This is a genomic window from Zhaonella formicivorans (assembly GCF_004353525.1).
In the GTDB taxonomy this organism is placed as follows: Bacteria; Bacillota; DUOV01; order DUOV01; family Zhaonellaceae; genus Zhaonella; species Zhaonella formicivorans.
This window is the reverse complement of the sequence record NZ_CP085524.1, coordinates 3,014,247-3,040,222: the sequence shown is the minus strand read 5'-3', so window position 1 is coordinate 3,040,222 and position 25,976 is coordinate 3,014,247. Positions and strand designations below refer to the sequence as shown.

Below are 25,976 nucleotides of genomic sequence, written 5' to 3'. Positions count from 1 at the left end.
TATCTAACCTGCAAATTGATAACCTTGCAGAAAAGCTTTCTTATTTACCTCGATGGTCTTTTTGGGCACGCAGTGAATCAGGGCATCCAGCCATACCTCTTCATCCAAACCCAAGGACTTGGCCAAGACACCTAAAAGCACTACGTTCACGCTCTTGACAGAACCACAGGCTTCCGCCATAGCCAGGGCAGGAACCTTCACAGTCCGGGCTGCCGACTCGAGAGTACGGAAAATATCCTGCGGGTATTCGGCGGCGCCCATGATTACCGGCATCGGGTCAATTTCCTGGTTATTGACGATCATTACCCCGCCTTCTTTTAAAAAGGGCAACCAGCGTAGCGCCTCCAGTTTTTCGAAGGCCAAAATTACATCAGCCGTGCCCGGCGCAATGACAGGGGAATAAACCTTCTCCCCAAAACGGACTTGGGTGACCACACTGCCTCCCCGTTGGGACATGCCGTGAATTTCCGAGACTTTAACTTCCGCCCCCAGGTTTTGCGCCACATGCCCCAGGATTTTACTGGCCAAAATTGTACCCTGGCCTCCAACGCCAACCAGGAGAATGTTCGTAGTCTTCTCCATTTACTCCACCTCCCGGATTGCCCCGAAACGGCAGACTTGTATGCACAGGCCGCAGCCGTTACACAAGGTAGCATTCACCGCCGGCTTATCACCCTTAAAGACCAGGGCCGGACAGCCCAGCTTGCGGCACATGCCGCAGGCCTTGCATTTTTCTTGTTCTACAGTAACACAGCCTTCAGGAGCATGGCCTTTCAGGAGCACGCAGGGCCGCTTAAAGATAATGACGGAAGGTTCCTCAATGGCCACTTCGGTTTTAAGGGCTTCTTCCACTGCTTTCAAATCGTAAGGGTCTACCACTTGCACCCGCTCCACTCCCAATGCCCTAACCAGCTGTTCCAAGTCTATCTGCTTAAACTGTTTTTTGCCTAGGGTCATACCAGTAGCCGGGTGGTCCTGATGGCCGGTCATGGCGGTGGTGCTGTTATCCAGGATCAGCGTAGTAGTAGTCCCTCCGTTGTATACCACATCCACCAGCCCCGTCATGCCGGAATGCATAAAGGTAGAGTCGCCGATTACAGCCACCAATCCCCTGGCAAACTCCTTACCCCTGGCCTTCTCCATGCCCAGGGCACCGCTGATGCTGGCTCCCATACAGATGCAGGTATCCATACTGGATAAAGGAGGAGTAGCCCCAAGCGTATAACAACCGATATCACCGGCAACTTTCAGTCTCAGCTTATTGATTACATAGTAAACACCGCGGTGAGGACATCCCGGGCAGAGCACAGGAGGTCGGACAGGAATAGGGGCTGCGCTGCTCGCCGCCACTTCATGCTGGGACTGTCCTAGGCTGAGTTTGGCTGCTACCAGTTCGGAACTAAGTTCTCCGACCCTGGGAAAAAGCTCTTTGCCGATTACCTTTAAGCCCCATGCTTTCAGTTGTTCCTCCAGGAAAGGCTCCAGTTCCTCAACCACGTAACAAGTTTCAACGGAATCTACAAAGCTACTAATCAGTTTTTTGGGCAAAGGATAAGTCATCCCCAATTTCAGCACGGAAGCCTCCGGCACAGCTTCTTTCACATACTGGTAAGCAATGCCGCTGGTGATGATCCCGATTTTTGAACTGCCCCTTTCAATACGGTTAAACGCGCTTGTCTCATTGTAGAGCGCCAGCTTTTCCCTGCGTTCTTCCACGATTGGGTGGCGCATCCGTCCATGGGCTGGCAGCATCACATATTTCTGCGCATTTTTCACATATTCTTTGAGAGGTACTTCTTCTCTTTCCCCCAGCTCCACCAGGGACTGAGAATGGGCAACCCTTGTGGTAGTCCTGAAAAGGACAGGGGTATCGAATTGTTCGCTCAACCGGTAAGCCTCGATTAACATCTCCTTGGCTTCCTGGCTGTCGCTGGGCTCTAAAAGGGGTATTTGGGCAAATTTGGCATAATAACGGTTATCCTGCTCGTTTTGGGAACTATGCATACCGGGGTCATCGGCAGAAACTAAAACCAGGCCGCCGTTTACCCCTGTATAGGCCAAAGTCAGGAGCGGGTCGGCCGCCACATTGACGCCCACATGCTTCATGGCTACCAGCACCCTGGCTCCGGCAATGGAGGCGCCAATCCCCACTTCCAAAGCTACCTTCTCGTTGGGTGACCACTCGGCATAAATTTCCGGATACCCTGCTATATTTTCCAAGATCTCTGTGCTTGGCGTACCTGGGTAAGCTGCCGCCACTGTAACGCCGGCTTCAAAAGCCCCCCGGGCAATCGCCTCGTTTCCTGTCAAAAGCTTCTTCACTTAAGCTCTCCTTCCTAGCAATTGTTGCGCAAATCTAAAACCCTTTTGGCTTTACCTTCGAAACGGGTCAAAGAACGAGGTTCAACTAAACGCACCTTTGCATTCAATGATAACACACTTTGCAGCTTTTGGGTAATACTATGTTCTAAAGCTTCCAGCTCTTTAAACCGACCGGTAAACCATTCGTCCTTAACTTCCACTTTAATTTCCAATTCATCCAGGTAACCCTTCTTAGTCACAACCAACTGGTAGTGGGGAGCAACCCCTTCCATTTCCATCAAGACGCTTTCAATTTGGGAGGGGAACACATTTACCCCCTTGATGATCAGCATATCATCAGTCCGCCCTTTGATCTTTTCCATCCGCACCGTTGTACGTCCGCAAGCGCATGGTTCAGGATTGAGAACAGAAAGGTCCTTGGTCCGGTAGCGAATCAGCGGCAAAGCTTCCTTGGTGAGGGTGGTAAAGACCAGCTCACCTACCTCACCATAGGGCAAAGGCTCCCCGGTTTGGGGGTCAATAACTTCTACCAGGAAATGGTCTTCGGCGATGTGCATCCCCTGTTTTAAATGGCATTCGCCCGATACCCCTGGTCCGATAATTTCACTTAAGCCGTAATTGTCAGTGGCAATGATGTTCCAACGACGTTCTATCTCTCGCCGCATCTCTTCAGTGCTGGCCTCGGAGCCAAAAAGGCCGAGACGCAAAGGGAGCCTTGAAGTGTTAATCCCCATTTGCTCAGCCACTTCCGCCATGTAGAGGGCGTAGGAGGGAGTACTTACTAAAATAGTAGTGCCAAAATCCTGCATCAGCATAATCTGTTTTTCCGTATTGCCGGTGGAAGCAGGTACCACGGTAGCGCCGATTTTTTCCAAACCATAGTGCAATCCGAAAGCCCCCGTAAAGAGACCGTAACCGAAAGCCACCTGAGCCACATCCTCCGCCGTACCTCCCGCCAGGGCTACAATACGGGCCACCAAGTCGGACCAGACTTCCAGGTCATTTCTGGTGTAACCTACTACCGTTGGCTTTCCGGTAGTGCCGGAAGAAGCATGGATCCTGACCAGTTCCTGCTTGGGCACTGCAAACATGCCAAAGGGGTAGTTATCCCGCAGGTTGTCTTTGGTGGTGAAAGGAAGCCGCCTGACATCCTCCAGGGCTTTTATATCCTCGGGACGCACCCCTGCCTTATCAAAAGCCTGACGGTAAAATGGAACTTTGGCATAGACCCTTGCCACAGTTTGCTGCAACCGCTCTAACTGGATCTTCTGCAGTTCTTCACGCTTTATAGTTTCCATTTCTTTATCCCAGATCATCTGACCTCAACCTTTCGTTTAAGAGGCAGGAAATATTTCCTGCCTCTTAAGTATTGTATATCATCCATTGTCCACGGGTTATGCCTCTTCCGAACGCAGGGCCGGTGAAGAACGTCCCCAGCCGGTAGAGGGCGCATCTTTTCCGTAAACTTTCCTCAAATGCTCCTCAGAAAACCCGGGGGTAAAGACACTGACCAGCGGCACTACCACAAGCGGGATCAGGATCGCCGCCGAACCAATGGTAGGAATCACTGCCGAGTTCATTCTGTAGAGGAACGAAAAGCCAATGGAAATGGCCAGTCCTGTGACCAGACCCGCCCAGGCGCCGGCTTTGGTTGTTCCGGGCCAAAACAGTCCGTAGAGATAAGGGGCCAAGAATGCGCCGGCAATGGTGCCCCAAGAGATGGCCATCAGTGTCAAAATGAAAGTAGGCCTCAGGGCAATGTACACAGATAAGGCTATAAAGGCCACACAGAGTATGCGCATCAAAGTGACAACCTTTTCTTTCGGCAAGTTTGGAAAAAGGGAGCCTTTAACCAAGTCCATGGCAATAGCAGAGCTGGAGACCAGCACCAATGAAGCCAAAGTAGACATAGAAGCAGCCAGTACCAATAGCAAAATCAACACTCCTACCCATTCCGGCAAAGCGGTGCTGACAATATAGGGTATGATCATGTCCGGATTGGGTTTTCCTGCCATGACAGGCATCTCATTGTTGAAAAACAGCCGGCCAAAGGAGCCGGTAAAATAGGCTCCAAAGGCAATGATCAGCGCAAAAGCTGTAGAAACAATGATAGCCGGTTTAATGGCTTGCTCATTTTTAATAGAGTAAAACTTTTGCACCATTTGCGGCAATCCCCAAGCCCCCAGACTTGTTAAAACTACTAAAGAAGCAAGGGGAATAAAACCCCCGGGGCCAATGGGTTGCACCAATTTGGGATCATAAGCGGCAAGCCTTGCCAAGCCCTGGGTGATCCCCCCCACATGGGAGTCGGTAACCACGTAGAATACCAGCAGGGTAGCACCTACAATCATCACCAGTCCTTGAATGAAATCAGTAAGGGTCACCGCCAAATACCCGCCCATGACCAGGTAAACCCCGGTTAAAACCGCAATAAAAATCAGGGCATACAGAAAAGGAATATGGAAAATCTGTTCAAACAGGTAGCTCAGGCCCATATAGACCGATGCAGAATAAGGCACCAGAAAAAGAAAAATAATCATGGCCGCCACTAGTTTAAGGTTTGGGCTATCGTAGCGGGCAGCCAAAAACTCTGGCATAGTAAGCACATTGAGACGGGTAGTGATTTCTCGGGTAGGTTTAGCGAGCAGCAACCAGGCAAGCATGGTGCCTACAAAGGCGTTGCCCAGTACTATCCACAAGGAAGAAAGGCCAAAGCCCCAACCTACCTTTCCTGCATAACCGATAAAGACCACCGCGCTGAAGTAGGTGGTCCCGTAGGCAAACGCAGAAACCCAGGGACCAATGGAGCGGTTCCCCAGGAAAAAATCATCCACGCTTTTCGTTTTTTTCATTGTCAGATAACCAATAGTCAAAAGCATTAAAACATAGAGAGAAATAATCAGAGCTTTCATGTTATCTACCATCCTTCCATTCTACTTTTACTATTTCTACTTTTGCACAAACCTACCTACCCTACAGTGCATATTTATGCACCTTTGATTAAGAATATTTCCACATTCATTGAATGATTCCTGCTTAAAAACGATGTAATTTGTTATTCCACCCTCTCTTTCGAGAAAAAATGTGATAAACTTGAATCAAAAGTACGGTCAGAGGTGATTTTTATGTTCAGTGTCAAATGGTTAACCCGGACAGCTGTCCTTTTGGCGCTCACCTTGGCAATCCAGCTTCTAGGACTTCCCCAAACGTTTACCGGCCCAGCGGTTAATGCGCTGCTCCTTTTGGCAGGAATTCTGGTGAACCCCATTAGCGGAATATGCATTGGCTTGCTAACGCCAATCATTGCCTTTACGCGGGGAATACTTCCTGCGCCCCTAGCGCCAGCCATCCCCTTTATCATGCTGGGCAACGCCTTTTTCGTTTTTATCTCTTGTTTACCAGTCAAAAAAGGGAGCTATCTAAAATTCCTGGGCGTTCTGGCCGGTGCGGCAAGCAAGTATCTCATTCTCTCTTTTGCCGTGCAGACCCTCATCAACCTTCCCCCGGCAGCAGCCAAGGCACTGCAACTGCCGCAGCTGTTTACAGCCGTGACCGGAGGTGTAGTAGCACTGATCCTGGCAGAGCTCTTATTGCGAATGCAAGTTATTGATAGCAATGTAACTAGCAAACAAAAAAACTGATGGTAAAACTGGGTGTGAATCTACCAGATCCACACCCAGTTTTTTTATAACCCCTTTACTTTCATGTCATTTTGTTGGTCATGGCAATTGATACAGCTGTTGCCATATTCCTTATACACCTCTCCCTGGAGGTGAGCTTTATGTAGGATGGTGTTAAAGGCCAAATTCCCCTCTTTGTGGCAGCTCAAACATGCCTGAACGTTGTCGGCAAGGACCTCGGGATGCCCTTTAATGTTTTTGATTTCCGCAGCCAGGGTATAATCCTTGTCTTCGGCAACTTTCTTATGACAATCGTTGCAGCCGCCTGGGGCTTTATCCACCATAGCTACTTCAACAGTTACAAACTTGGTCCCTTGAGGCTCCAATCCTGCTACAGTAAGCTTGCCGCTTTCCGACAGCTTATGGCACTGCACGCATGCCCCCTTATATTCGGATACAAATACGCTGTCCTGACCATAGTGGGCTTTATGCAGCACCTTGTTTAAGCCGTTATCACCCTGGTGACAGCTTGTGCAGTCAGCCACACCTTTGGCTTCCAGCTGTGGATGGCCCTCAATTTTCTTCAGTTCTGCTGTCAGCGAGTAATCTTTGTCCTCTGCAACCTTCTTGTGGCAGTCATTGCAGCCGTTTACCTCGCCAGAGGAAACAAATACCATTTCAGCATCGCCTGTTGTTCCTTGCTCTGACTGGTTTTCAGCGGGCTGACTATCCGCAGGTTGGCTCTCGGCGGCAGGGGCCTGCCCAGCTTCCTGCTGCGCAGCATCTTTTTGACCGCAGCCGACGATAACGAACAAGGCCAAAAGAAGTACTACACCAAACAGCAATAAGCGCTTATTCATCATTTCACCTCCTCCCCTGTACCATGTTAGGCGGATTTACCAGATCTGTCAATTAGTTTATTTTTATTTTTCTTTGACAAAAATATATTGCCAAACATCTCTGTTCCGTCAAGGGCCGCAGATTCTAAAAAACGCTGTAACGGGACAAATCGGAACACTTAAAATAGAACCAGACCAGCACGACAGCCTGGATCATCATTAACACCGGCAAAGTAACTGTAAAGGATTTGTGCTTTGTCTTATGTTTGAAGATTTTCAGACCGGCATAAACCCCAAAGGAGCCAAAGACCAGGGCCAGACCTAGCAAAGTTGTCTCCTTGACACGCCACCAGCCCATCTTCGCCTTGGACTTATCCAGTCCCATCAGGAAGAATCCCAGAAAGTTAACCCCTGCTACAAAGGCTAATACAATGGGTTTAAATTTCATCTACTTCCCTGCTTTCTGCGCCTTTGCCCAGGAATCCCGCAGCGGCACGATGCGGTTAAACACCATTTTGCCATCCCTTGAGTCGGGATCAGCGCAGAAATAGCCCTGTCTTAAGAATTGGAACCTATCTCCCGGGACTGCCTCCGCCAGGCTGGGCTCAACCAGACAGGAAGTTAACACTTGCAAAGAGTTAGGGTTTAAATTGGCTTTAAAGTCCTCACCCTCTTTTACATCATCCGGGTTCTCTCTGGTAAAGAGATGTTCATACAAGCGCACTTCCGCTCTAACGGCATGGGAAGCCGATACCCAGTGAGAAGTGCCCTTTACTTTGCGTCCGTCGGCAGACCATCCGCCTCTTGTCTCCGGATCATAGGTGCAATGCAGTTCTACAATTTCCCCGGTTTTTTCATCCTTCACCACATCCACGCATTTCACGTAGTAGGCATGCTGGAGCCGGATCTCACGACCGGGAGCCAGGCGGTAGAAATTTTTCGGCGGGTTTTCCATAAAATCATCTTGTTCAATATATACTATCCGGGAAAAGGGTATCTTCCTTTTGCCTAACTCCGGCTGTTCGGGGTTAATGTCGGCTTCCAGCCATTCCACCTGACCTTCGGGATAGTTGTCGATAATTACTTTAAGCGGGCGCAGAACTGCCATGGCCCTTGGAGCCCGCTTGTTTAAGTCCTCCCGGATGCAGTGTTCCAAAAGGGAGATATCCACCGTGCTGACGGCTTTGGCCACACCAATGCGCTCGCAGAAGTCCCTGATTGCCTCCGGAGTGTACCCTCTCCTCCTCAATCCGGAGATGGTTGGCATGCGCGGGTCATCCCAACCCTCCACATAGCCTCCTTCCACCAATTCCCGCAGCTTGCGCTTGCTCATGACAGTGTAGCTTAAATTAAGGCGGGCAAATTCAATTTGCCGTGGCCTGCATTCCACTTTGCATGCTTCAATGACCCAATCGTACAGCGGGCGATGGTCCTCAAATTCACAAGTGCAGATCGAATGAGTAATTCCTTCCAGGGCATCGGAAAGTGGGTGGGCGAAGTCATACATGGGATAAATGCACCACTTATCCCCGGTCCTGTGGTGGGTTGCCCGCTGAATGCGGTAAAGGACCGGATCCCGCAAATTTAGGTTAGGCGAAGCCATATCGATCTTAGCCCGCAGCACCCGGGAGCCGTCCGGAAACTCTCCTGCCCGCATCCTTTCGAATAAGTCCAGGTTTTCTTCCACCGTCCGGTTGCGGTAAGGGCTCTCTTTGCCAGGCTCGGTTAAAGTGCCGCGGTATTCCCTGATCTCCTGGGCGCTTAAATCGCAGACGTAAGCTTTGCCGTCTTTGATTAACTGGACAGCATAAGCATATAACTGCTCAAAATAGTCGGAAGCATAAAAAAGCCTGTCATCCCAGTCAAATCCCAGCCATTTGACGTCCTCTTGAATTGAATCCACGTATTCAACATCTTCCTTGCTGGGGTTGGTATCGTCAAAACGCAAGTTGCACAAACCTCCGTATTGGGCGGCAATACCAAAATTAAGGCAGATGGATTTAGCGTGCCCGATATGCAGGTAGCCGTTGGGCTCGGGAGGAAAACGGGTGTGTACCTTGCTGCCGCATTTGCCTGTCTTTAAGTCTTCGTTGATAATGTCATGAATAAAGTGAGAAGAGAGTAATTCTGTGTTGAGCGACTCCATCTATCTTACTCCTCCTTCGATCTTGGGTTACGACTTCTCTTTTCACACTGCTTCTATTATAAACAAAATTTACGATTTTACATAACTATTTCCTGTTTTAACCCGGTTGACATAAGTGAGTAAGCCTAACCTAAATATTCAAATAAACTCTCTTTTGCTCCTTCCAAAACTTTAAACCTCTTCACCAATTTTATTTCCGTTCCCAACTTTCTTGCCAACGGTTCCAAAAGCTCCGCTACTTCTATTTTAGCAACCGTTACAGCTCTGGGAATAACCCGGATGTTTTCTATCAGCTTTAAAAAGCTGTTGCAGAAATCAGCCCTGTAGTCTGAATGGGGAGAAAGGCAATAATTAAGGATCTCGCCCGAGTGTTGATCCAGCCACAGCGAAACATATGGATAATAAGGGCGCTCATTCTTTTTCTCCTGTACAGGAAAGGGCGCATAGAATAAATCAGCTTCTAAAACCCTGTCCTGCTTAACAGTTTTGTCTTTTAACCTGCGCAGGTAAAGCTCATCCAACACCGGCTGCTTCCTCTCCTTCTTCTCCAGAGGTTCGGGGACCAGCCACTGATCATGCCAGACTATGTCCCTGCCAATCTTCTCCGGAACCCTGACAAAATATTGATTTTCTTTGGATGAGAGCAACAAATCAGGATTGTCTTTGACACGCAAGGAAACCTGGCAGGCCTGTTCCAAGGCCAGGGTTAAAAAACGCACTTCGCTCTTTGATAAATACCAAGGGAAAAAGCCAGGCTCGTAACTTCTAAACAGAGGCCATTCATGACGTCCCCGGAATTTTAACCCTAGTTCTTTGATTATTTGCAAATCGGCCTTTTGCAGACAATCCCTGTTTTCAAAGGAAGCCATTAAACATTTTTGGGCATGCAGGGCGTCCAGTCCCTCAGGACCTACCTCTCCGGATTGAATTTTCAACATTCCTTCCAGCCCATCAGTTCCTAAATATACAGCTAAAGCGAATACTTCGCCGTTACTGCCCAAAGTCATACAATAGCCGATTTCACCATCTTCAGGATTTTGCACCCCAAAGATCTCCGTTTCGCCCATCCAGTGCCAGCTTTCTATTTTCTTGAATTCGATAGCTGCTTCATATAAGCTCTTCCATTCAGCAAGGGTAGGTAATAAATTGTTCATCTTTTAGCCTCTTTCTTAATTTTTCTTTACATTGCTTAAGTTAAGCAATTCCTTCGTGAATCAGAAAGATTTTAGTTTGTACTGCAGTTTAAGGTTAGCCACCTGGTCAATTATTCGGCATAAGGAACCATCAGTTTTTTTAAGTGCATTACATTTTGCAGTTTTCCAAACATCTGAGCTTTTTCACCAGATCGTAAATCAACCTGGCAGTTATTCCCCAGATCACACCCTCTTTTACCTGATAAACATAGATGTTAATTTGCCCCTGCCCCCATGGCTTACTGTACCTGTCCGGCAGGCCTAACTCCTTGGCCGGAAATAACACCACCTCTTCCCCCTCTTTATTTATATAGGAAGGGTGTGCTTTAATGCAAACTTTATAAACTTGGGGTTCGTTCCTGGTAAAATAGGATACCGGTATGGTAAAAACATTTTCCACCTCGTCCCGGTTAAAATTCAGCTTGCTCAGCTCTTGATGCTCTATGGTTGCCAAGAAGGCATCCACTGTGGCGCCCATAGGGGAAATAACAGTATCTAACCTGCCAAATATCCTTAAATCTTCTGGGGTAATGCCTAGTTCTTCCACAGTCTCCCTGACAGCAGTTGCCGCAAAATTCGCATCCGTTTCGGGATCGAATTTCCCGCCCGGAAAGCATATTTCGCCGCCCTGTCTGATATTTGGGCCTCTCTTTTCAAACACAAAATGATAATCACCGTTTACCGGCATGAGCAGCACCAAGACCGCTGAATTAAAATACTCTTCCTTGCCATTAATTCCGGGAACCTTAGGCAAAAGCTTTTGCAGTTGCTGTAATTGCCGAAAATCCATTTGCCTTACTCCTTACAGCACAAATAAATCATTACTCCTCTTTCCGGCTGATATTCCAGCATCTTTACGCAGACGAATAAAGAACCCTACGTTTGATGATAACATAGGGTTGATAGAAGTAAAAGCATCTCCCCATTGGACTAAAATTTAGTTTTATTTTTTCGTTGCGAACTTGTCCAGAGCGAAATAATATAATACATGCAGGCTTTGTCTACAAGCTGATTTATAAAATTGTCCTCTTCATAAATTATGGAGATAATCCACTACCTTTTGATACAATAGAGGTTGGATCAACGGGTATGTTAAATTACGAGGTAATTTCTCCACGAACTTTATTTCGGCAATTTCCGATTGAGGCAGTTCTCCCAACTCTTGCACCCTGGCATAAAAAAGCTTGCCAAATGTGCGTTTCTCACCGTTGTCAACGGAATAGGCAACTACCGGAAATAAATTAAATTTTAGCGCCCCTGTTTCTTCATAAAGTTCCCTTGAGGCCGCCATTTCCAAGTCTTCAAAGGGTTCCCTGTGACCTCCCGGGATCTCCCAAGTTGTGCGGTCTTTATGCCTTACTACTATCCATTTTCCCTTATAATTGGCACAAATAATAACAATCTGTATTTCCCCTTCTTCAATTATGCCACCAGGGTCAAACTCAATTGCAACCATGGCTTATATACCTTCCCTTTTCGACGTGCAAATTTCCCTATACAGCCGGTAATTATCTTCGTTATAACAGACAAAAAGAACTTTTTGTATGCTGCTGTCTTTTTCCAAAAACTTTAGCACTTCGTCTATGGCTATTTTTGCCGCCAGCTCTTTGGGGAACATATAGACGCCGGTACTGATGTTGGGAAAAGCTATGCTTTCCACTCCATGTTCCACCGCAAGCCTTAAGGAGTTCCTGTAACTGTTCCGCAGCAAATCCTCTTCCCCGCTTTGTCCTCCACTCCAAACCGGTCCCACCGTGTGAATGACATATTTGGCAGGAAGGTTCCCTGCCGTAGTAATCACTGCTTCCCCTGTTTTGCATCCGCCTTGCTTTTCCCTGATTTTCATGCATTCTTCCAAAATTGCTTTTCCACCCGCTGCATGGATAGCCCCGTCAACTCCACCGCCGCCTAAAAGGCTGTTGTTAGCGGCATTTACAATGGCATCTACTTTTATTTTGGTAATATCCCCTTTGATTACCTCAACCCGGTTTCCAAATTTAAAGCTTTCCATAGTGCAACTCCCCTCAATAAAGTTAGCTAAACCTTAGTGGCCAAAATCTCTATACGATAAGTCCCAAATTCTTGTCCAGACCATAATCGCTTTCTAAGGTGATCAATATGATGTTGATCCTGTAGGTTGTATCAAAATTAATAAGGAACTGTGACAAATGTTACAGAGCAAAATGCTGGAATCCTGCTACTATGAAATGGCGTCCGGCAAAAAAATTTGATACATCATAAGAGCATGGTTTTTTGTCGCATAATCAGCACGGCTTAAATACCAGAAAAACTCCAGCAGTACAAGCTGTTCCTGTAAAGCTTGCTTCTCTTTTTCCAATTCTTTAACTGCGCTAACAGCAGCGTCAAACTTGAGCTTTGCTGCCAAATACTCCTGCTGTTCTTTATCCATTCTCTCTTCCTTTGTCCCTAAAATGGAAACAAACAGATTAGTTAGGCTAAGATGTTCCAGCTTCTCCACATCTCTTTTTTCTTTGTTTAATAATTTATCCAGTTCCTTTATTCTGGTTTTAGACTTGAGCAACTGCTCCTCGGTCGCTTGTAGTTTCCTCTGCAATTTTTCCGCCAGTTCTTTATCTTCCCTTGCTTTCCGAAGCCTTATTTCCAAATCACTATTCACTATTTCCCCTCTAAAGTTTTATTTCTTTGACGAAGCCAGATTAACAAAATTCCCCAACTAAAGCTCCCCTTCCCTCTTTAATTCTTTAACTGAATTTTTAACCGCGAGCTTGATTATGAAGCAAAAGACTACTTAAACTCCAGACGTTGCATAAGCTACGGAAGTTCCATTAAACACCTTGACGATAAAATTAGAAGCAACATATAAAATTTGGGTGGAACCTTAGACTAGGCTAATACGTCATACTTTTAGTATAGGGAAAATACAGCAAAACTGAACAATTGATATCTCATAAAGGGGGTCAAAGGGCTTTATGTCGTTTATAGAAATTGTTTTTGGATGGCCGGGTATTCTTTCCTCATTGATTATTTCACTAGTCGGAATTAGTACAGGCCGATGGTACTTACTGGTTGTCAGCGCTTTACTCATTTTGGGGTTTTCGGTTTACCTCATCGGTTCGCCACTGCTTATTTGGGAGATATTGGGAGTATCCATGCCACTACTTCATCTTGGCTCCTTACTCTTGGTTTATCGGGGAGCAAAATTGAAAGCATTGTTATACTTAATACCACAAATACTTACCACAATTTATTTAGGCATAGTTCTGCGTTAATAGTGAGCTTATATTAGAATCCTGGCAATTAATTACTCTGTCAAGTTGCATGCATCTAATTAGACCTACTTTTCCTATTAATCATCTCAGAGTTAAAGTGCCTAGCCACATTTTGCCCAAACCGGTAGGTAAGATATGTAATTTCCGAAAAAAGAATGGGCGGCGAAAACAACCCACCCAGTTACCGTACTTCTTAAACCAAAATTCTGCCACTTGCTGAACAGAATTATACACTGTAACATTTTCTGCAAGCCATTGGTTTCTTTGGTTCTTAAAACAGATGCTAAACCAGTCCCTTCAAAAATTTTTCTCGCAGCTCGGGCTCAAACTTCTCGATAGCGTAACGCAGCATAGTTCTAGGCATTTCTTTATAGTGTTCTGCCAAAAAATTATACTCAACTGCAAAATCCCTTTTTCCAATTTCCCTCAGCATCCAGCCTACCGCCTTATGGATCAAGTCATGCTCATGGCGTAATAAGATTTTGGCCAGTTCCAGCGTATCAGTAAAATGATTTTGTTTTATGAAATGATAAGTGGTTATGATGGCAACCCTCTGTTTCCAGAGATCGCCGGACTTGGCAAAATGATATAACATGGTTTTTTCTTTATCAAATAGATAGGGCCCTAAAATTTTGTCTGCCGATGAATCAACCAGGTCCCAATTGTTTACGAAACTGAGATTATTTAGATATAGGTCAACAACCTCTTTCTTTTCGGCTTCGCTTTTTGATCTCTCAAATTTGTATACAAGTATAAACAGGGCAGCAAGCCGGTACTCGTGAATCGGCTCTTGTAAAAGTTCTTCTACTTCTTGCAAACTAACCTTTGTAAAGTACTTTTTGGCCACCTTTCTCTGCTCCGGTACCATAACGCCGATAAATTGGTCCCCTTCTCCGTAACCCCCCGGGAATGCTTTAAAAAAAACAGGGAGAAACTCCGCTTTTTCTGGGATAATGTGTTTAGTCAGTTCATGCCTAATGTCTGCTAAATAACCCAAGTTTTCACCTCAACATCTTCAGCTTCCTCTGATTCGAGCTAACATGCTCATAAAATCACCTCTTGCTTAATTGTACCATATTTTTACAACACCGAAAAGGCGAAGAAAACTTGGCTTTCGCCAAGCCATAAGCGCGCCAGAATTACTAGCATTGTGTCTGCACAACGCGTAGAAATTCCAGTCCTTTAGGGCGCAAAAATTTCTAGCGTTATGTTTGCTTGGAAGTGGCTCTATAGAACACCAGTAAGCTGTCTAGAACACCAGTAAAAAAAGTATTCTTTAGAAACGTGCATAGCAGCAAAAAAGAGCAGCGCATGCTGCTCGTTCAATTACTGCTTATTCTTTTCCAGCCACTTCTTCCCTGCATCAATGCTGGCCAACACGGCCTCCTTGGCCGGGCCGCCGGGGACGTTGCGTTTTGAGACGCACTCCTGGATGGAAATGGCTGTGTAGATATCTTCCGCGAATACCGGGGAAAAGTACTTGTACTCCTCCAACGTTAAATCCTCCAGCACCCTGCCTTCCTGCACGCATTTCAGCACCAGCCGGCCTACGATGGCGTGGGCTTCCCGGAAGGGGACTCCCTTTTTGGCAAGATAGTCGGCCACATCGGTTGCGTTGGTGAACCCCCCTTTGGCTCCGGCTGCCATGCGCTCTTTGTTCACCTTCATGGTCTGAAGCATCGGTGTTATAGTCATCAGGCACTTCTTGACCGTATCCACCGTATCGAAGAGGGCTTCTTTATCCTCCTGCATATCCTTATTATAGGCCAGGGGCAGGGATTTCATCATGGTCAAGAGCCCCATCAGGTGTCCGTACACTCTGCCGGTTTTACCCCTGATAAGTTCAGCCACATCGGGGTTTTTCTTCTGGGGCATGATGCTGGAACCGGTGCTGTAGGCATCGTCCAGATCTATGAAGCGAAATTCATCAGAAGACCAGAGGATGATTTCCTCACACAGACGGCTGAAGTGCATCATCAGGATAGATGCGGCAGACGCCAATTCAATAATATAGTCCCGGTCACTGACGCCGTCCAGGCTGTTTAATGTGATCTTGGCAAAGCCCAATTCCTCGGCTACCATCTGCCGGTCCAAGGGGAAGGTAGTACCTGCCAGGGCTCCGGAACCCAGCGGCATGACATCTGCTCTTTTTAAGCAGTCCTGGAAGCGCTCATAGTCCCTTTGCAACATCTGAAAATAAGCCATCAGGTGATGGGCAAAGGTTATGGGCTGGGCCTTCTGCAGGTGGGTGTAGCCGGGCATCACTGTTTCTAAATGGGCCTCACTTAAATTCAGAATAACCTCCTGCAGCTTTAAAATTAACTGACAGATTTCCTGGATCTCCTCTTTGACAAAGAGCCTGGTGTCCAGGGCCACCTGATCGTTGCGGCTTCTGGCGGTATGCAGCTTTTTGCCCACTTCCCCCACCCTGGCCGTCAACAGCTTTTCTATATTCATATGAATATCTTCGGCCCCGATTTCAAACTCTACCTGGCCCGCCTCAATATCCTTTAAAATATCCTGTAAACCTGCAATAATTGTGTCTGCTTCTTCCTGCGTCAGTACCCCTATTTTACCCAGCATCCTGGCATGGGCTATGCTTCCGCGAATATCCTGCTTGTACAGCCGCTGGTCGAAGGAAATGGAGGAATGGAAGTCCTCCACCAGACGATCGGTTTCCTTTTGAAACCGGCCACCCCAGAGCTTCATTAAATAATTCACTCCCAAAATTGTTTTATCCTCTAAAATAAAAGGCCAGCTTAGGCTTTCAGTCTTCCAAGCTCAATAAGCTGATAGACACCCTGCTGCCCCAATACTATCATGCATGAAAAAATGTAACTATTGTGTGGAGCTGCGACATTATGACAAGCCATAGAGCGCCCTGTGGAGAGTTTGACTGAAAGCGGTCGAGCAGCATGGACGCTGCGAGAGCGCTGGAGCGGCACGGATGCCGCGTCAACGCGTGCCGCTGGAAGTCAAACTCTGATCAGGAACAGCGCTCTTGGCGAAGTCATCCCATAGCAGCGGACACAATAGTTAACATTTTCATGATCGCTGTAAGCTGACCATGATTGTCTTACTTGCGCAGCCCCGCTTTCTTCTCCATCATGGCCCGGACTTTCAGAGGCAGCCCAAAGAGGTTGATGAACCCTTCTGCATCCTTATGGTCGTAGACTTCGCTCTCACCAAAGGTTGCAAATTCTTCGCTGTAGAGGGAATATGGGGACTTGGATCCCGCAACGGTGCAGTTTCCTTTGTAGAGCTTCATCCTCACTGTACCCGTGACTGTCTCCTGGGTAACATCTACAAAGGCATCCAGCGCTTTACGCAATGGCGAGTACCAAACGCCGTCATAAACCAATTCCGCATATTTTGCCGCAATCAATTCTTTATAATGCATGGTCTGCCTGTCTAAAGTCAGGTACTCCAATTCTTTGTGAGCCTTGTAGAGGATAGTGCCTCCCGGGGTTTCATATACTCCCCTTGACTTGATGCCTACCAGACGGTTCTCCACCATATCGTCAATTCCAATGCCGTTGGCCGCAGCCAAGTCGTTTAGCTTTTCAATTAATTCAACGGGCCCATATGCTTTGCCGTCGATAGCTACCGGGATACCCTTTTCAAAATCGATTTCCACATAGGTTGGCTTATCAGGAGCTTGTTCCGGCGGAGTAATTATCATGAATAAGTCATCCTTCGGCTCGTTCCAGGGATCTTCCAGGTCGCCCCCTTCGTGGCTTAAGTGCCACAGGTTCCTGTCCATGCTGTAGATTTTTTCTTTGGTAACGGGCACGGGGATATTCCGCTGGTTAGCATAGTCAATGGCGTCTTCTCTGGAACGAATATCCCACAGCCTCCAGGGAGCAATTATTTTCAATTCAGGGTTTAGAGCCTTAACGGTCAGTTCAAAACGCACCTGGTCGTTGCCCTTGCCTGTGGCCCCGTGGGCAACAGCTTCGGCGCCTTCCTTTTCAGCGATTTCCACAAGCCTCTTGGCAATTACAGGCCGGGCAAAGGAGGTGCCCAGCAGGTATTTACCTTCGTAGATGGCCCCTGCTTTTAATGTTGGCCAGATAAAATCGGTTACAAATTCTTCCTTCAAATCCTCGATATAAATTTTGCTGGCGCCGGATTTGATCGCTTTCTCCTCCAGCGGGGCCAGTTCTTCCCCTTGACCTACGTCAGCAGCCATGGCAATAACTTCGTAGCCGTAATTTTCTTTTAACCAAGGGATGATGATGGAAGTATCAAGACCTCCGGAATATGCCAATACAACTTTTTTCATGCTCTATTTCTCCTTTCAGGTACTATCATTTTTAATAAATGCTTTTGCGGTTAAATTTAAGGCGACTAGGCCCAAACACCAGTATACTGCACTTCGGCGCCTTTGACAGCAACTATTTTGGAAATAGCCGGCTACACCTGATCCAAAGCTTGGGTTAATATACCTACAGCCTCATCTATCTCAGCTTTGGTGATAATTAGGGGCGGCAGGAACCTTAAAACAGTGTTATTAGTGCAGTTTATAAGCAGTCCCGCCTCCAGGCATTTGCTCACTATCCCCGCTCCCGGGATAGTCAATTCCATTCCAAGGATTAGCCCCTTGCCCCTTACTTCTTTGATGAATCCGTACTGTTCTTTTAAAGCTAACAGCTTTTCTTTCAAGTAAGCTCCTGCTTCTTCCGCCTTAGCCAGCACCCCGTCCTTCAGTATTGTATCGAGGGCTGCCACGCCGGCAGCGGTTGCTAAGGGGTTTCCTCCGAAAGTAGAGGCGTGGTCCCCAGGCTGAAAGGCAGCTGCTACCTCCTCTTTAGCCAGAAGGGCTCCGATGGCCACTCCTCCGCCCAGCGCTTTAGCCAGGGTCATGATATCGGGCTCCACCCCGAAGTGTTCATAGGCGAAAAGTTTGCCGGTCCTGCCGATGCCGCACTGTACTTCATCAAAAATCAGGAGCAGCCCTTTTTCCTGACACAGCTCTTTCACGTTGTCCAAATAACCGGGATCAGCCTCGTTGACGCCACCCTCCCCCTGAATTGGCTCAAGCATTATCGCGCAGGTCTTGTCGCTTACAGCCTCCGCTAAAGCTTTAAAATCGTTAAATGGCACATACTTAAAACCTTCCGGCAGGGGAGCATATCCTTTGTGGAATTTTTCCTGGGCGGTGGCGGTTAACGTGGCTAAAGTGCGGCCATGAAAGGACTGGTGCATGGTGATAATTTCATATTTTTTCTCCCCATAGTGGAGCTTGGCATATTTCCTGGCCAGCTTAATTGCACCTTCATTGGCCTCGGCACCGCTATTGGCAAAAAACACTTTATCCATGCAGGAGTGTTCCACCAAGAGCTGGGCCAGCTTCACCTGGGGTTCAATCCAATATAGGTTGGAGCAATGCACCAGCTTCCCTGCCTGCTCCCGGATAGCTGCCGTCACCTTGGGATGGCAGTGGCCCAGAGAGTTTACCGCTAACCCTCCCACAAAATCAAGATATTCCTTACCGTCCGCATCCCAGACCCTGGCTCCCTCTCCTTTAACCAAGGCCATAGGCAGTCGACCATAGGTATTCATCACGTACTTTTGTCCCAATTCAACAATGCTTTGATTGGACATTGCAATCACTCCTCGTTTTAAATAGCCATCACCCTGAACTTCTTAAGCCATCAGCTTAGACTTATAAGGCGGTCAGCCGTGAGCCTTCAGCTTTCAGCTAAAATAATTAATCCCGATAAAGCTCTATAGTTACTTTTAATAGTTCGTAATGTATATTTCTCTCTCTATAAATACCAAATACCATATATGTTTTTTCATAGGTTACCAGCTATTAGCTGACGGCTGACAGCTGACAGCCAATTACTTGACCACCATAGTGCCAATTCCCTGGTCAGTAAAAATTTCCAACAGAATGGAATGGGGCAGACGGCCATCGATGATGTGGGCTTTTTCCACCCCTTCATTCAGGGCCTTTACACAGCACTGCACCTTGGGAATCATCCCTCCGCTGATTACTCCCCGTTTGATTAGGGCGGGCACATCGTTAATATTTAGAGATGAAATTAACGAGTCCTTATCTTCATAGTTTTCGAAAATGCCTTCCACATCGGTTAAGAGCACAAATTTATCAGCCTGTAAAGCCGCCGCTATTTCTCCCGCCACATAATCGGCGTTGATGTTATAGCTTTCCCCCTCGGGGCCCACACCGATGGGAGCGATTACGGGAATATAGTCCTGGGCAACTAGGGTTTTGATGATCTGGGGGTTAATGCGCTCCACTTCCCCTACAAAACCTAAATCGATGGCCACTTCTTCCCCGTTTTCATCCAGATGCTTTTCCAGCTTCTTATATGCTTCAATCAGCTGACCGTCCTTGCCGCACAAGCCTACCGCTTTTCCCCCGAAACGGTTAATGCCGGCCACGATATCTTTATTTACCTTGCCAACCAGCACCATTTCCACCACTTCCATGGTTTCGGCATCGGTCACCCGCATGCCGCTGACAAACTCTGATTTTTTGCCTAAGCGCTTCAGCATAGTGTTGATTTCAGGGCCGCCGCCGTGGACGATCACCGGGTTCATGCCTACGAACTTCATCAAGATTACGTCCTGCATGACCGCTTTTTTCAATTCCTCATTCAGCATGGCGTGGCCGCCATATTTGATTACCACTGTCTTGCCGTAAAACTTTTTGATATATGGCAAAGCCTCTACCAGTATACCCGCTTTTTCCAACGCTGTTAAAACCATCTTCTCCACTCCTAAGTCCTGTAGCTGGCGTTTATTTTGACATAATCATAAGAAAAATCACAGCTCCAGGCTGTTGCTTTTTCCTTGCCTGAGTTTAAATCTACGATAAAAGTCACTTCTTTTTCCTCGAGGATTTTCTTGGCTTTCTCCTCGCTAAAGTTTAAGCCCGTTCCCTTGGCAGCAACCTGTTCCTCTCCGGCTGCGCTCTTAATAAAAATATCCACCTTGGCCGGGTCAAAATCAGCTCCGGAATAGCCTACTGCAGCCAGAATCCGGCCCCAGTTTGCATCTTCCCCGAAGAGGGCCGTCTTAACAAGGTTGGAGCCGCAAACGCTTTTGGCCGCCAGCTGGGCGTCCAGCTCAGTAGGAGCATTTAATACTTCCACCGTTAACAGCTTGGTTGCCCCTTCGCCGTCCCTGGCGATTTCTTTAGCCAGGTAAGTGCAGGCATAGGTGAGAGCCCGGTAAAAGTCATCGTAGCCGTCATCTTCTCTATCCTTAATTGCCTGATTGCCAGCCAGGCCGTTGGCCAGAACCAGCACCATATCGTTGGTGGAGGTATCCCCGTCCACCGTAATCATGTTAAATGTTCTTTTTACTACCTCCGATAAAGCATGTTGCAATACTTCTTTACCGATGGCCAGGTCAGTGGTGATGAAGCCCAGCATGGTAGCCATATTGGGATGAATCATTCCCGACCCCTTGGCGGCACCGCCCAAAGTTACTGTTTTACCACCCACCGTAAATTGAAAACTGATTTGTTTTAGAAAAGTATCGGTGGTCATGATAGCTTCAGCAGCCAGCGGCCCTCCAGCGGGTGAAAGTTCCTGTGCAGCCAATTTAATGCCAGCCGCCACTTTGTCCATAGGCATTTGCACTCCGATGACCCCGGTGGAGGCGACTAAAACCTCTTGGGAGTTCAAACCTAAGGCCTCGGCAGTGAGCTCTGCCATTGCTTGCGCATCCTTCATCCCTTGTGCCCCGGTACAGGCATTGGCATTGCCGCTGTTAATTACTATAGCCTTGGTAATATCGTTTTGCAGATGCTCCATGTTTAATAAGAGTGGAGCCGCTTTCACTTTATTGGTCGTAAAAACTCCCGCCGCCACCGCCGGAACAGTGGAACAAATTAAAGCCATGTCCTTTTTAGCTTTCTTCAGCCCTGCGTGGATTCCGGCCGCTAAGAAGCCCGGAACCGCGGTGAGCCCTCCGGGAATCTCTGTATATTCATTCATTTTCTCGCCTCCAATCGTTGTTATAAGCCGGTATATTTGGGGTACCATTAATAGTATTTAGTTCTGCATTGCATTATAAATTCAGGCTTCAGCGGTTTGTCAGAATTTAGCACGAACTATGCTTGAGTTTCCATCTTAATAGTCAATATTCACTTGGCAAGCAACTTTGAAATCCTCTTTATCGTAAAATCCTGTGTTTACTTTTTCCCGGACATAGTTAACAGCCTCTTCAATGGATTTAGTAACCTTAACCACTGTGTCACCATAAATTTCATTAACTTTTAATACTAAATACATTATTAGACCCCCTTATCCTTTAAAACACGTAAAACTAACAATTATAAAAAAAGTTTATGGTCCATTTTAGGTTAGCAGATACAAGCTAACAGCTGACGGCTGAAAGCTGATAGCCAACATTTATCTTACATGCATTTCTATGGATACATCCCCGGTATCCGTAAAGCTGTGGTTTCCGGCAAACCAAACAGGATGTTCATATTCTGCACTGCTTGGCCCGCAGCCCCTTTTACCAAATTGTCGATAACTGAGCAAATAATTAAACGGTTGGTCCGTCGGTCAATAGTCAAGTTCAGCTGACAGTTGTTGGAGCCATAGACCCATTTGGTATGGGGCCACTGTCCCGGCGGCAAAAGGTGCACAAATGGCTCTTCAGTGTAATACTTACTGTAAACTTCCCTTACCTCATCCAGAGCAATGTTATCCTTAACTGTAGCATAGATGGTGCTTAAAATTCCCCTGGTCATGGGCATCAAGTGGGGAGTGAAGGATACCGTAAGCTTAGTGCCTGCCAGCTTGCTCAGTTCCTGCTCAATCTCCGGTGTGTGCCGGTGAGAAGCTACGCCGTAGGCGTTAATATTTTCATTCACTTCGGCATAATGGCTGCCCAGGGCTAACTTTCTTCCCGCCCCCGACACTCCCGATTTGGAGTCGATGATAATGGTGTCTGGAACAACTAAGCCGTGCTTTAAAGCCGGCGCCAGGCCTAAAATTATGCTGGTGGGATAGCAGCCAGGGTTGCCTACAATAGCCGCATTTTTGATTCTCTCCCGGTTAATCTCCGGTAAGCCATATACTGCGCGAGACAGCAGGCTGCCTCCCGTATGCTCCACTTTATACCATTCTTCATACACTTTGAGGTCGTCGAAACGAAAATCGGCTCCCAGGTCGATTACTTTCTTTCCTTGCTTCACTGCTTCTGCAGCCACCGGAACGGCATGGCCGTGCGGCAGCGCGATAAAAACCACGTCACTGGCCCCGATTATTTCCGGCACGTCTTGGGCGGTGCATTTTTTATTTATGTAACCGGTCATATTAGGATAAACTGCTGTATAATCCTCAGCCTCGTAACTTTGTGAAGTTAAAGCCACCAACTCCACTTCTCTATGGCCGGCCAACAGGCGTACCAGCTCAACTCCTGTATAGCCTGTGGCTCCGATTATGCTTGCTTTAATCATTGTTACAACCTCCCGCAGACAAGGGACTGGATACTTGTTTAAATTAATATCTGTTTCCCATGATGTTTATAATTATACATTTCATTGTATAAAAATACAACAATAATTTTCGGCCTAACCTTTGCTTTTCTCACAAAGTAGTATAATAAAAGACCGTTAACAAACGGGGCGCAGTAGATAGTAAGCTATAAAAATTGCTTTAGTATCATGTAAAAGAAAAGGTTGCAAGTAATAATTGCAACCTTCAACCCATTTTGCAGTTCCTATTGATCGGATCAGATAATCTTATAGCACTTTCCGAGAGCAGCTATCTCAATTGGATATTCTCCGTTAAAACAAGCCAAGCAAAATTCTTCAGCCGGGGCCTGCATTACCTGCAACACGTTTTCCAGGCTTAAATAATGGAGACTGTCAACTCCGATATAGCTTTTTATTTCTTCCAGGCTATATCTGGCAGCCAGCAGCTGCTTCCGGTCTGAAATATCTATTCCGAAATAGCACGGATAGCGTATAGGTGGAGAACTCACCAGCAAGTGCACTTCTTTAACCCCCGCATCCCGTAACATTTTAACGATTTGGCGACCGGTAGTACCGCGTACCAGGGAATCATCCACCAGTGCCACACTTTTACTTTGAACAACCTCCTTGACCGGTCGGAATTTGAGTTTAATGGTTTTTTCCCTTAGGATTTGGGTAGGTTGAATGAAGTTACGACCTACCCAAAGGTTTTTTTTGAGACCCTCTTGCAGGGGAGTTCCTAATGCTGTGGCATAACCCAGTGCGGCCAGCTTTCCCGAATCAGGTACAGGCACTACCACATCTGCGTGAGTAGGGCATTCCCGGGCTAACTGCCGGCCTAGGGCCAGCCGCACCGTTTTCACTTGCTCGCCGTCAATTATGCTGTCCGGGCGGGCCAGATAAATATATTCAAAAATGCACAAGCTGCGGTGGCAGGCAGGAGTTACCTGCAAGGAGTTAAGACCGTTTTCGTCGATACAAACTATTTCGCCGGGTTTGATATCTCTTATAAATTCAGCACCTATACTATCCAGGGCACAGGTCTCGGAAGCCAGAACGTAACCCTTACCAAACCTCCCCAGGCAGAGTGGCCTCATCCCTCTCCGGTCCCGCATGCCTATTAATTGTTTTTCGGTCATCACCACCAGTGAATAAGCTCCCCTCAGCTTTGCCATGCATTTTTTCAACGCGTCAGGCAACGAAATGGAGCTAAAACTGGCAATAAACTTTAAAAGAACCTCACTGTCACTGGTTGTCTGCAAAGTCAGTCCCTTTTTCAACAGACCGGATCTAACGACAACTGCATCAACCAGGTGTCCATTGTGAGCTAAGGCAATGCTCCCTGAATTATAAGGGGATATTAAGGGCTGGGCATTTGCTATTGAACTTTCCCCGGTGGTGGAATAACGCACATGCCCAATTGCCAAGTTACCTTTCAACTGCTTAAAGATGTCTTCAGCAAAAACTTCCGTTACCAATCCCATATTTTTGTGGATTTTGATTTCATGCCCATTCGCTACTGCTATGCCCGCGCTTTCCTGCCCCCGGTGCTGGAGTGCACAGAGCCCGTAGTAAGTATGACGGGCAACATCCTCACCGGGAGCATAGATACCGAACACCCCGCATTCCTCGCGGGGTTTATCTTCTTCTAAAGGGAATACAGCCTTTTTCATCTTTGTAAACTTAACAACCTGTAAATGTAGTTCCCAGATATTCGCTGATCAGCTTGTAGGCGCAGAACTTGCCACACATGGTGCAGCATTCCTGATCATCTTCATTTTTCTCTTTGCGCATTTTAGCCGCTTTTTCAGGGTCCATAGATAAGTCAATTTGCTTTTGCCAGTCCAATCCTTTCCTGGCTTTGGCCATTTCCAGATCCCACTCCCAGGCGCCTTTTACACCTTTGACAATATCGGCGGCATGGGCTGCGATCCTGGCTGCAATTACCCCCTCTTTCACATCTTCCACCGTAGGCAGGCCAAGATGTTCCGCCGGTGTCACATAACAGAGAAAGTCAGCGCCTGACGAAGCTGCTATAGCGCCGCCTATGGCAGAGGTAATATGATCATACCCCGGTGCTACATCGGTCACTATAGGCCCTAACACATAAAAAGGCGCATTATAGCATAATGTCTTTTCCAGCTTCATGTTGGCTTCAATTTGGTCTAGAGGCACATGGCCAGGACCTTCTACCATCACTTGAACTCCTGCTTCCCTTGCCCTTTTTACCAGTCCTCCCAGGATCATTAATTCTTGAATTTGCGGAGCATCGGTAGCATCTGCCAGACACCCGGGCCTTAACCCATCTCCAAGGCTTAGAGTAACATCATACTTTTTAGCGATTTCCAAAAGCCGGTCGAATTCTTCATATAAGGGGTTCTGTTTTTGGTTATGCAACATCCAAGCCGTGATAAAAGATCCTCCCCGGGAAACAATGTCCATAACTCTACCCTTTTCTTTTAATTCCTCGATGACTTCCAAATTTACACCGCAGTGAACGGTAATAAAATCCACACCGTCCGCACAGTGTTTTTCAATGCCGGCAAAAATATCATCTGCCGTCATTTCAATCATGCCTTTGCCCTTTCTCTGGTTCTCCACCAGAACTTGATACATTGGAACAGAACCAACCATCACAGGACTGGCCTCAATAATCTTTTTTCTAACCTGGTCAATATCTCCTCCTGTGCTTAAATCCATCACCGAATTTGCTCCTGCCTTAATGGCTGCATGCAATTTTTCCAGTTCCTTTTCTACTTCCGGATAAGCATCGGATGTACCAAGATTAGCATTTACCTTGGTAGATAAACCTTTCCCTACAGCCATAGGGGTAATTCCTTTGTGGTTTACATTACAGGGTAATACTGCTTCCCCTGAGGCGATTTTTTCCCGCAGTTCTTCCGCAGATATCTTTTCGAACCGGGCCGCTTTCTCCATTTCCTCCGTGATAATACCTTTTTTAGCCGCTTCCAGTTGGGTCATTGTCTTCACACCTTTCTTAGGATAAATTCAAAAAAGAGAATAGCTTTGAACACATTAACACTTAGTTAGACATAAGGATCCCCCCCAGTTAATGGTTACCAGCTTAATTCAGTTGTCATTTTCCGGGAAATAACGCCAAAATAAAAAGCACAAATCC

At 47.0% G+C, this 25,976-nt stretch carries 23 protein-coding genes; 1 reads left to right on the top strand and 22 read right to left on the bottom strand.

Translation table 11 applies throughout. The features are described from left to right. Positions 1-3: 3 nt before the first annotated feature. From EYS13_RS14915 to EYS13_RS14900, 4 genes are all read right to left on the bottom strand, one after another. Positions 4-582 carry an indolepyruvate oxidoreductase subunit beta gene (locus tag EYS13_RS14915; RefSeq protein ID WP_227764261.1) on the bottom strand — a complete coding sequence of 193 codons (579 nt, stop codon included), beginning with the start codon at positions 580-582 and terminating at the stop codon, positions 4-6. Continuing rightward, positions 583-2,322, bottom strand: coding sequence for an indolepyruvate ferredoxin oxidoreductase subunit alpha (iorA, locus tag EYS13_RS14910; RefSeq protein WP_227764260.1), 1,740 nt, complete (start codon positions 2,320-2,322; stop codon positions 583-585). 14 nt (positions 2,323-2,336) lie between these two features. Then, a complete protein-coding gene (locus EYS13_RS14905) occupies positions 2,337-3,638 on the bottom strand; it encodes a phenylacetate--CoA ligase family protein (RefSeq protein ID WP_227764258.1) in 1,302 nt (433 codons plus the stop codon). A gap of 78 nt (positions 3,639-3,716) precedes the next feature. Then, entirely contained in the window at positions 3,717-5,234 is a 1,518-nt protein-coding gene (locus EYS13_RS14900) for a sodium:solute symporter family transporter (RefSeq protein ID WP_227764256.1), read from the bottom strand. A gap of 213 nt (positions 5,235-5,447) precedes the next feature. Between EYS13_RS14900 and EYS13_RS14895 the strand changes: the two genes are divergently transcribed. Further along, entirely contained in the window at positions 5,448-5,963 is a 516-nt protein-coding gene (locus EYS13_RS14895) for an ECF transporter S component (protein WP_227764253.1), read from the top strand. A gap of 44 nt (positions 5,964-6,007) precedes the next feature. Here EYS13_RS14895 and EYS13_RS14890 read toward each other — a convergent pair whose 3' ends face one another. From EYS13_RS14890 to thiC, 18 genes are all read right to left on the bottom strand, one after another. After that, complete coding sequence (locus tag EYS13_RS14890) at positions 6,008-6,805, bottom strand: multiheme c-type cytochrome (protein ID WP_227764251.1); 798 nt, start codon at positions 6,803-6,805, stop codon at positions 6,008-6,010. 121 nt (positions 6,806-6,926) lie between these two features. Beyond that, entirely contained in the window at positions 6,927-7,229 is a 303-nt protein-coding gene (locus EYS13_RS14885) for a DUF1294 domain-containing protein (RefSeq protein ID WP_227764249.1), read from the bottom strand. After that, positions 7,230-8,927, bottom strand: a complete 1,698-nt coding sequence (locus EYS13_RS14880; RefSeq protein WP_227764247.1) for a glutamine--tRNA ligase/YqeY domain fusion protein — start codon at positions 8,925-8,927, stop codon at positions 7,230-7,232. A 125-nt stretch (positions 8,928-9,052) separates the two neighbouring features. Further along, the gene (locus EYS13_RS14875) at positions 9,053-10,081 is read right to left on the bottom strand and encodes a DUF7309 domain-containing protein (protein ID WP_227764246.1); all 1,029 of its coding nucleotides are present in this window, start codon (positions 10,079-10,081) and stop codon (positions 9,053-9,055) included. Between the two features lie 148 nt (positions 10,082-10,229). After that, the gene (locus EYS13_RS14870; RefSeq protein ID WP_227764244.1) at positions 10,230-10,910 is read right to left on the bottom strand and encodes an NUDIX hydrolase; all 681 of its coding nucleotides are present in this window, start codon (positions 10,908-10,910) and stop codon (positions 10,230-10,232) included. Between the two features lie 240 nt (positions 10,911-11,150). After that, the gene (locus tag EYS13_RS14865) at positions 11,151-11,576 is read right to left on the bottom strand and encodes an NUDIX hydrolase (protein ID WP_227764242.1); all 426 of its coding nucleotides are present in this window, start codon (positions 11,574-11,576) and stop codon (positions 11,151-11,153) included. Between the two features lie 3 nt (positions 11,577-11,579). Then, positions 11,580-12,131 carry an O-acetyl-ADP-ribose deacetylase gene (locus tag EYS13_RS14860; protein ID WP_227764240.1) on the bottom strand — a complete coding sequence of 184 codons (552 nt, stop codon included), beginning with the start codon at positions 12,129-12,131 and terminating at the stop codon, positions 11,580-11,582. A gap of 189 nt (positions 12,132-12,320) precedes the next feature. Continuing rightward, positions 12,321-12,758, bottom strand: a complete 438-nt coding sequence (locus EYS13_RS14855; protein ID WP_227764237.1) for a hypothetical protein — start codon at positions 12,756-12,758, stop codon at positions 12,321-12,323. Positions 12,759-13,654: 896 nt separating this feature from the next. Then, positions 13,655-14,368, bottom strand: a complete 714-nt coding sequence (locus EYS13_RS14850; protein WP_227764235.1) for a DNA alkylation repair protein — start codon at positions 14,366-14,368, stop codon at positions 13,655-13,657. Between the two features lie 329 nt (positions 14,369-14,697). Continuing rightward, positions 14,698-16,080 (bottom strand): argininosuccinate lyase, encoded by a 1,383-nt coding sequence (argH, locus tag EYS13_RS14845; RefSeq protein ID WP_227764234.1) that lies wholly within the window; start codon positions 16,078-16,080, stop codon positions 14,698-14,700. Between the two features lie 367 nt (positions 16,081-16,447). Next, a complete protein-coding gene (locus tag EYS13_RS14840; protein WP_227764231.1) occupies positions 16,448-17,656 on the bottom strand; it encodes an argininosuccinate synthase in 1,209 nt (402 codons plus the stop codon). A 131-nt stretch (positions 17,657-17,787) separates the two neighbouring features. Continuing rightward, entirely contained in the window at positions 17,788-18,978 is a 1,191-nt protein-coding gene (locus EYS13_RS14835; protein ID WP_227764229.1) for an acetylornithine transaminase, read from the bottom strand. 240 nt (positions 18,979-19,218) lie between these two features. Beyond that, positions 19,219-20,109 carry an acetylglutamate kinase gene (gene argB, locus EYS13_RS14830; RefSeq protein WP_227764227.1) on the bottom strand — a complete coding sequence of 297 codons (891 nt, stop codon included), beginning with the start codon at positions 20,107-20,109 and terminating at the stop codon, positions 19,219-19,221. A gap of 11 nt (positions 20,110-20,120) precedes the next feature. Continuing rightward, positions 20,121-21,344, bottom strand: coding sequence for a bifunctional ornithine acetyltransferase/N-acetylglutamate synthase (argJ, locus tag EYS13_RS14825; RefSeq protein ID WP_227764225.1), 1,224 nt, complete (start codon positions 21,342-21,344; stop codon positions 20,121-20,123). A 135-nt stretch (positions 21,345-21,479) separates the two neighbouring features. Beyond that, positions 21,480-21,641: a hypothetical protein gene (locus tag EYS13_RS14820; RefSeq protein WP_227764224.1), complete on the bottom strand. Its 162-nt coding sequence runs from the start codon at positions 21,639-21,641 to the stop codon at positions 21,480-21,482. Positions 21,642-21,778: 137 nt separating this feature from the next. Beyond that, complete coding sequence (argC, locus tag EYS13_RS14815) at positions 21,779-22,819, bottom strand: N-acetyl-gamma-glutamyl-phosphate reductase (protein WP_227764222.1); 1,041 nt, start codon at positions 22,817-22,819, stop codon at positions 21,779-21,781. A 275-nt stretch (positions 22,820-23,094) separates the two neighbouring features. After that, positions 23,095-24,510 (bottom strand): amidophosphoribosyltransferase, encoded by a 1,416-nt coding sequence (gene purF, locus EYS13_RS14810; protein ID WP_227764219.1) that lies wholly within the window; start codon positions 24,508-24,510, stop codon positions 23,095-23,097. A 10-nt stretch (positions 24,511-24,520) separates the two neighbouring features. Further along, complete coding sequence (gene thiC, locus EYS13_RS14805) at positions 24,521-25,819, bottom strand: phosphomethylpyrimidine synthase ThiC (RefSeq protein ID WP_227764217.1); 1,299 nt, start codon at positions 25,817-25,819, stop codon at positions 24,521-24,523. Between the last annotated feature and the right edge of the window lie 157 nt (positions 25,820-25,976).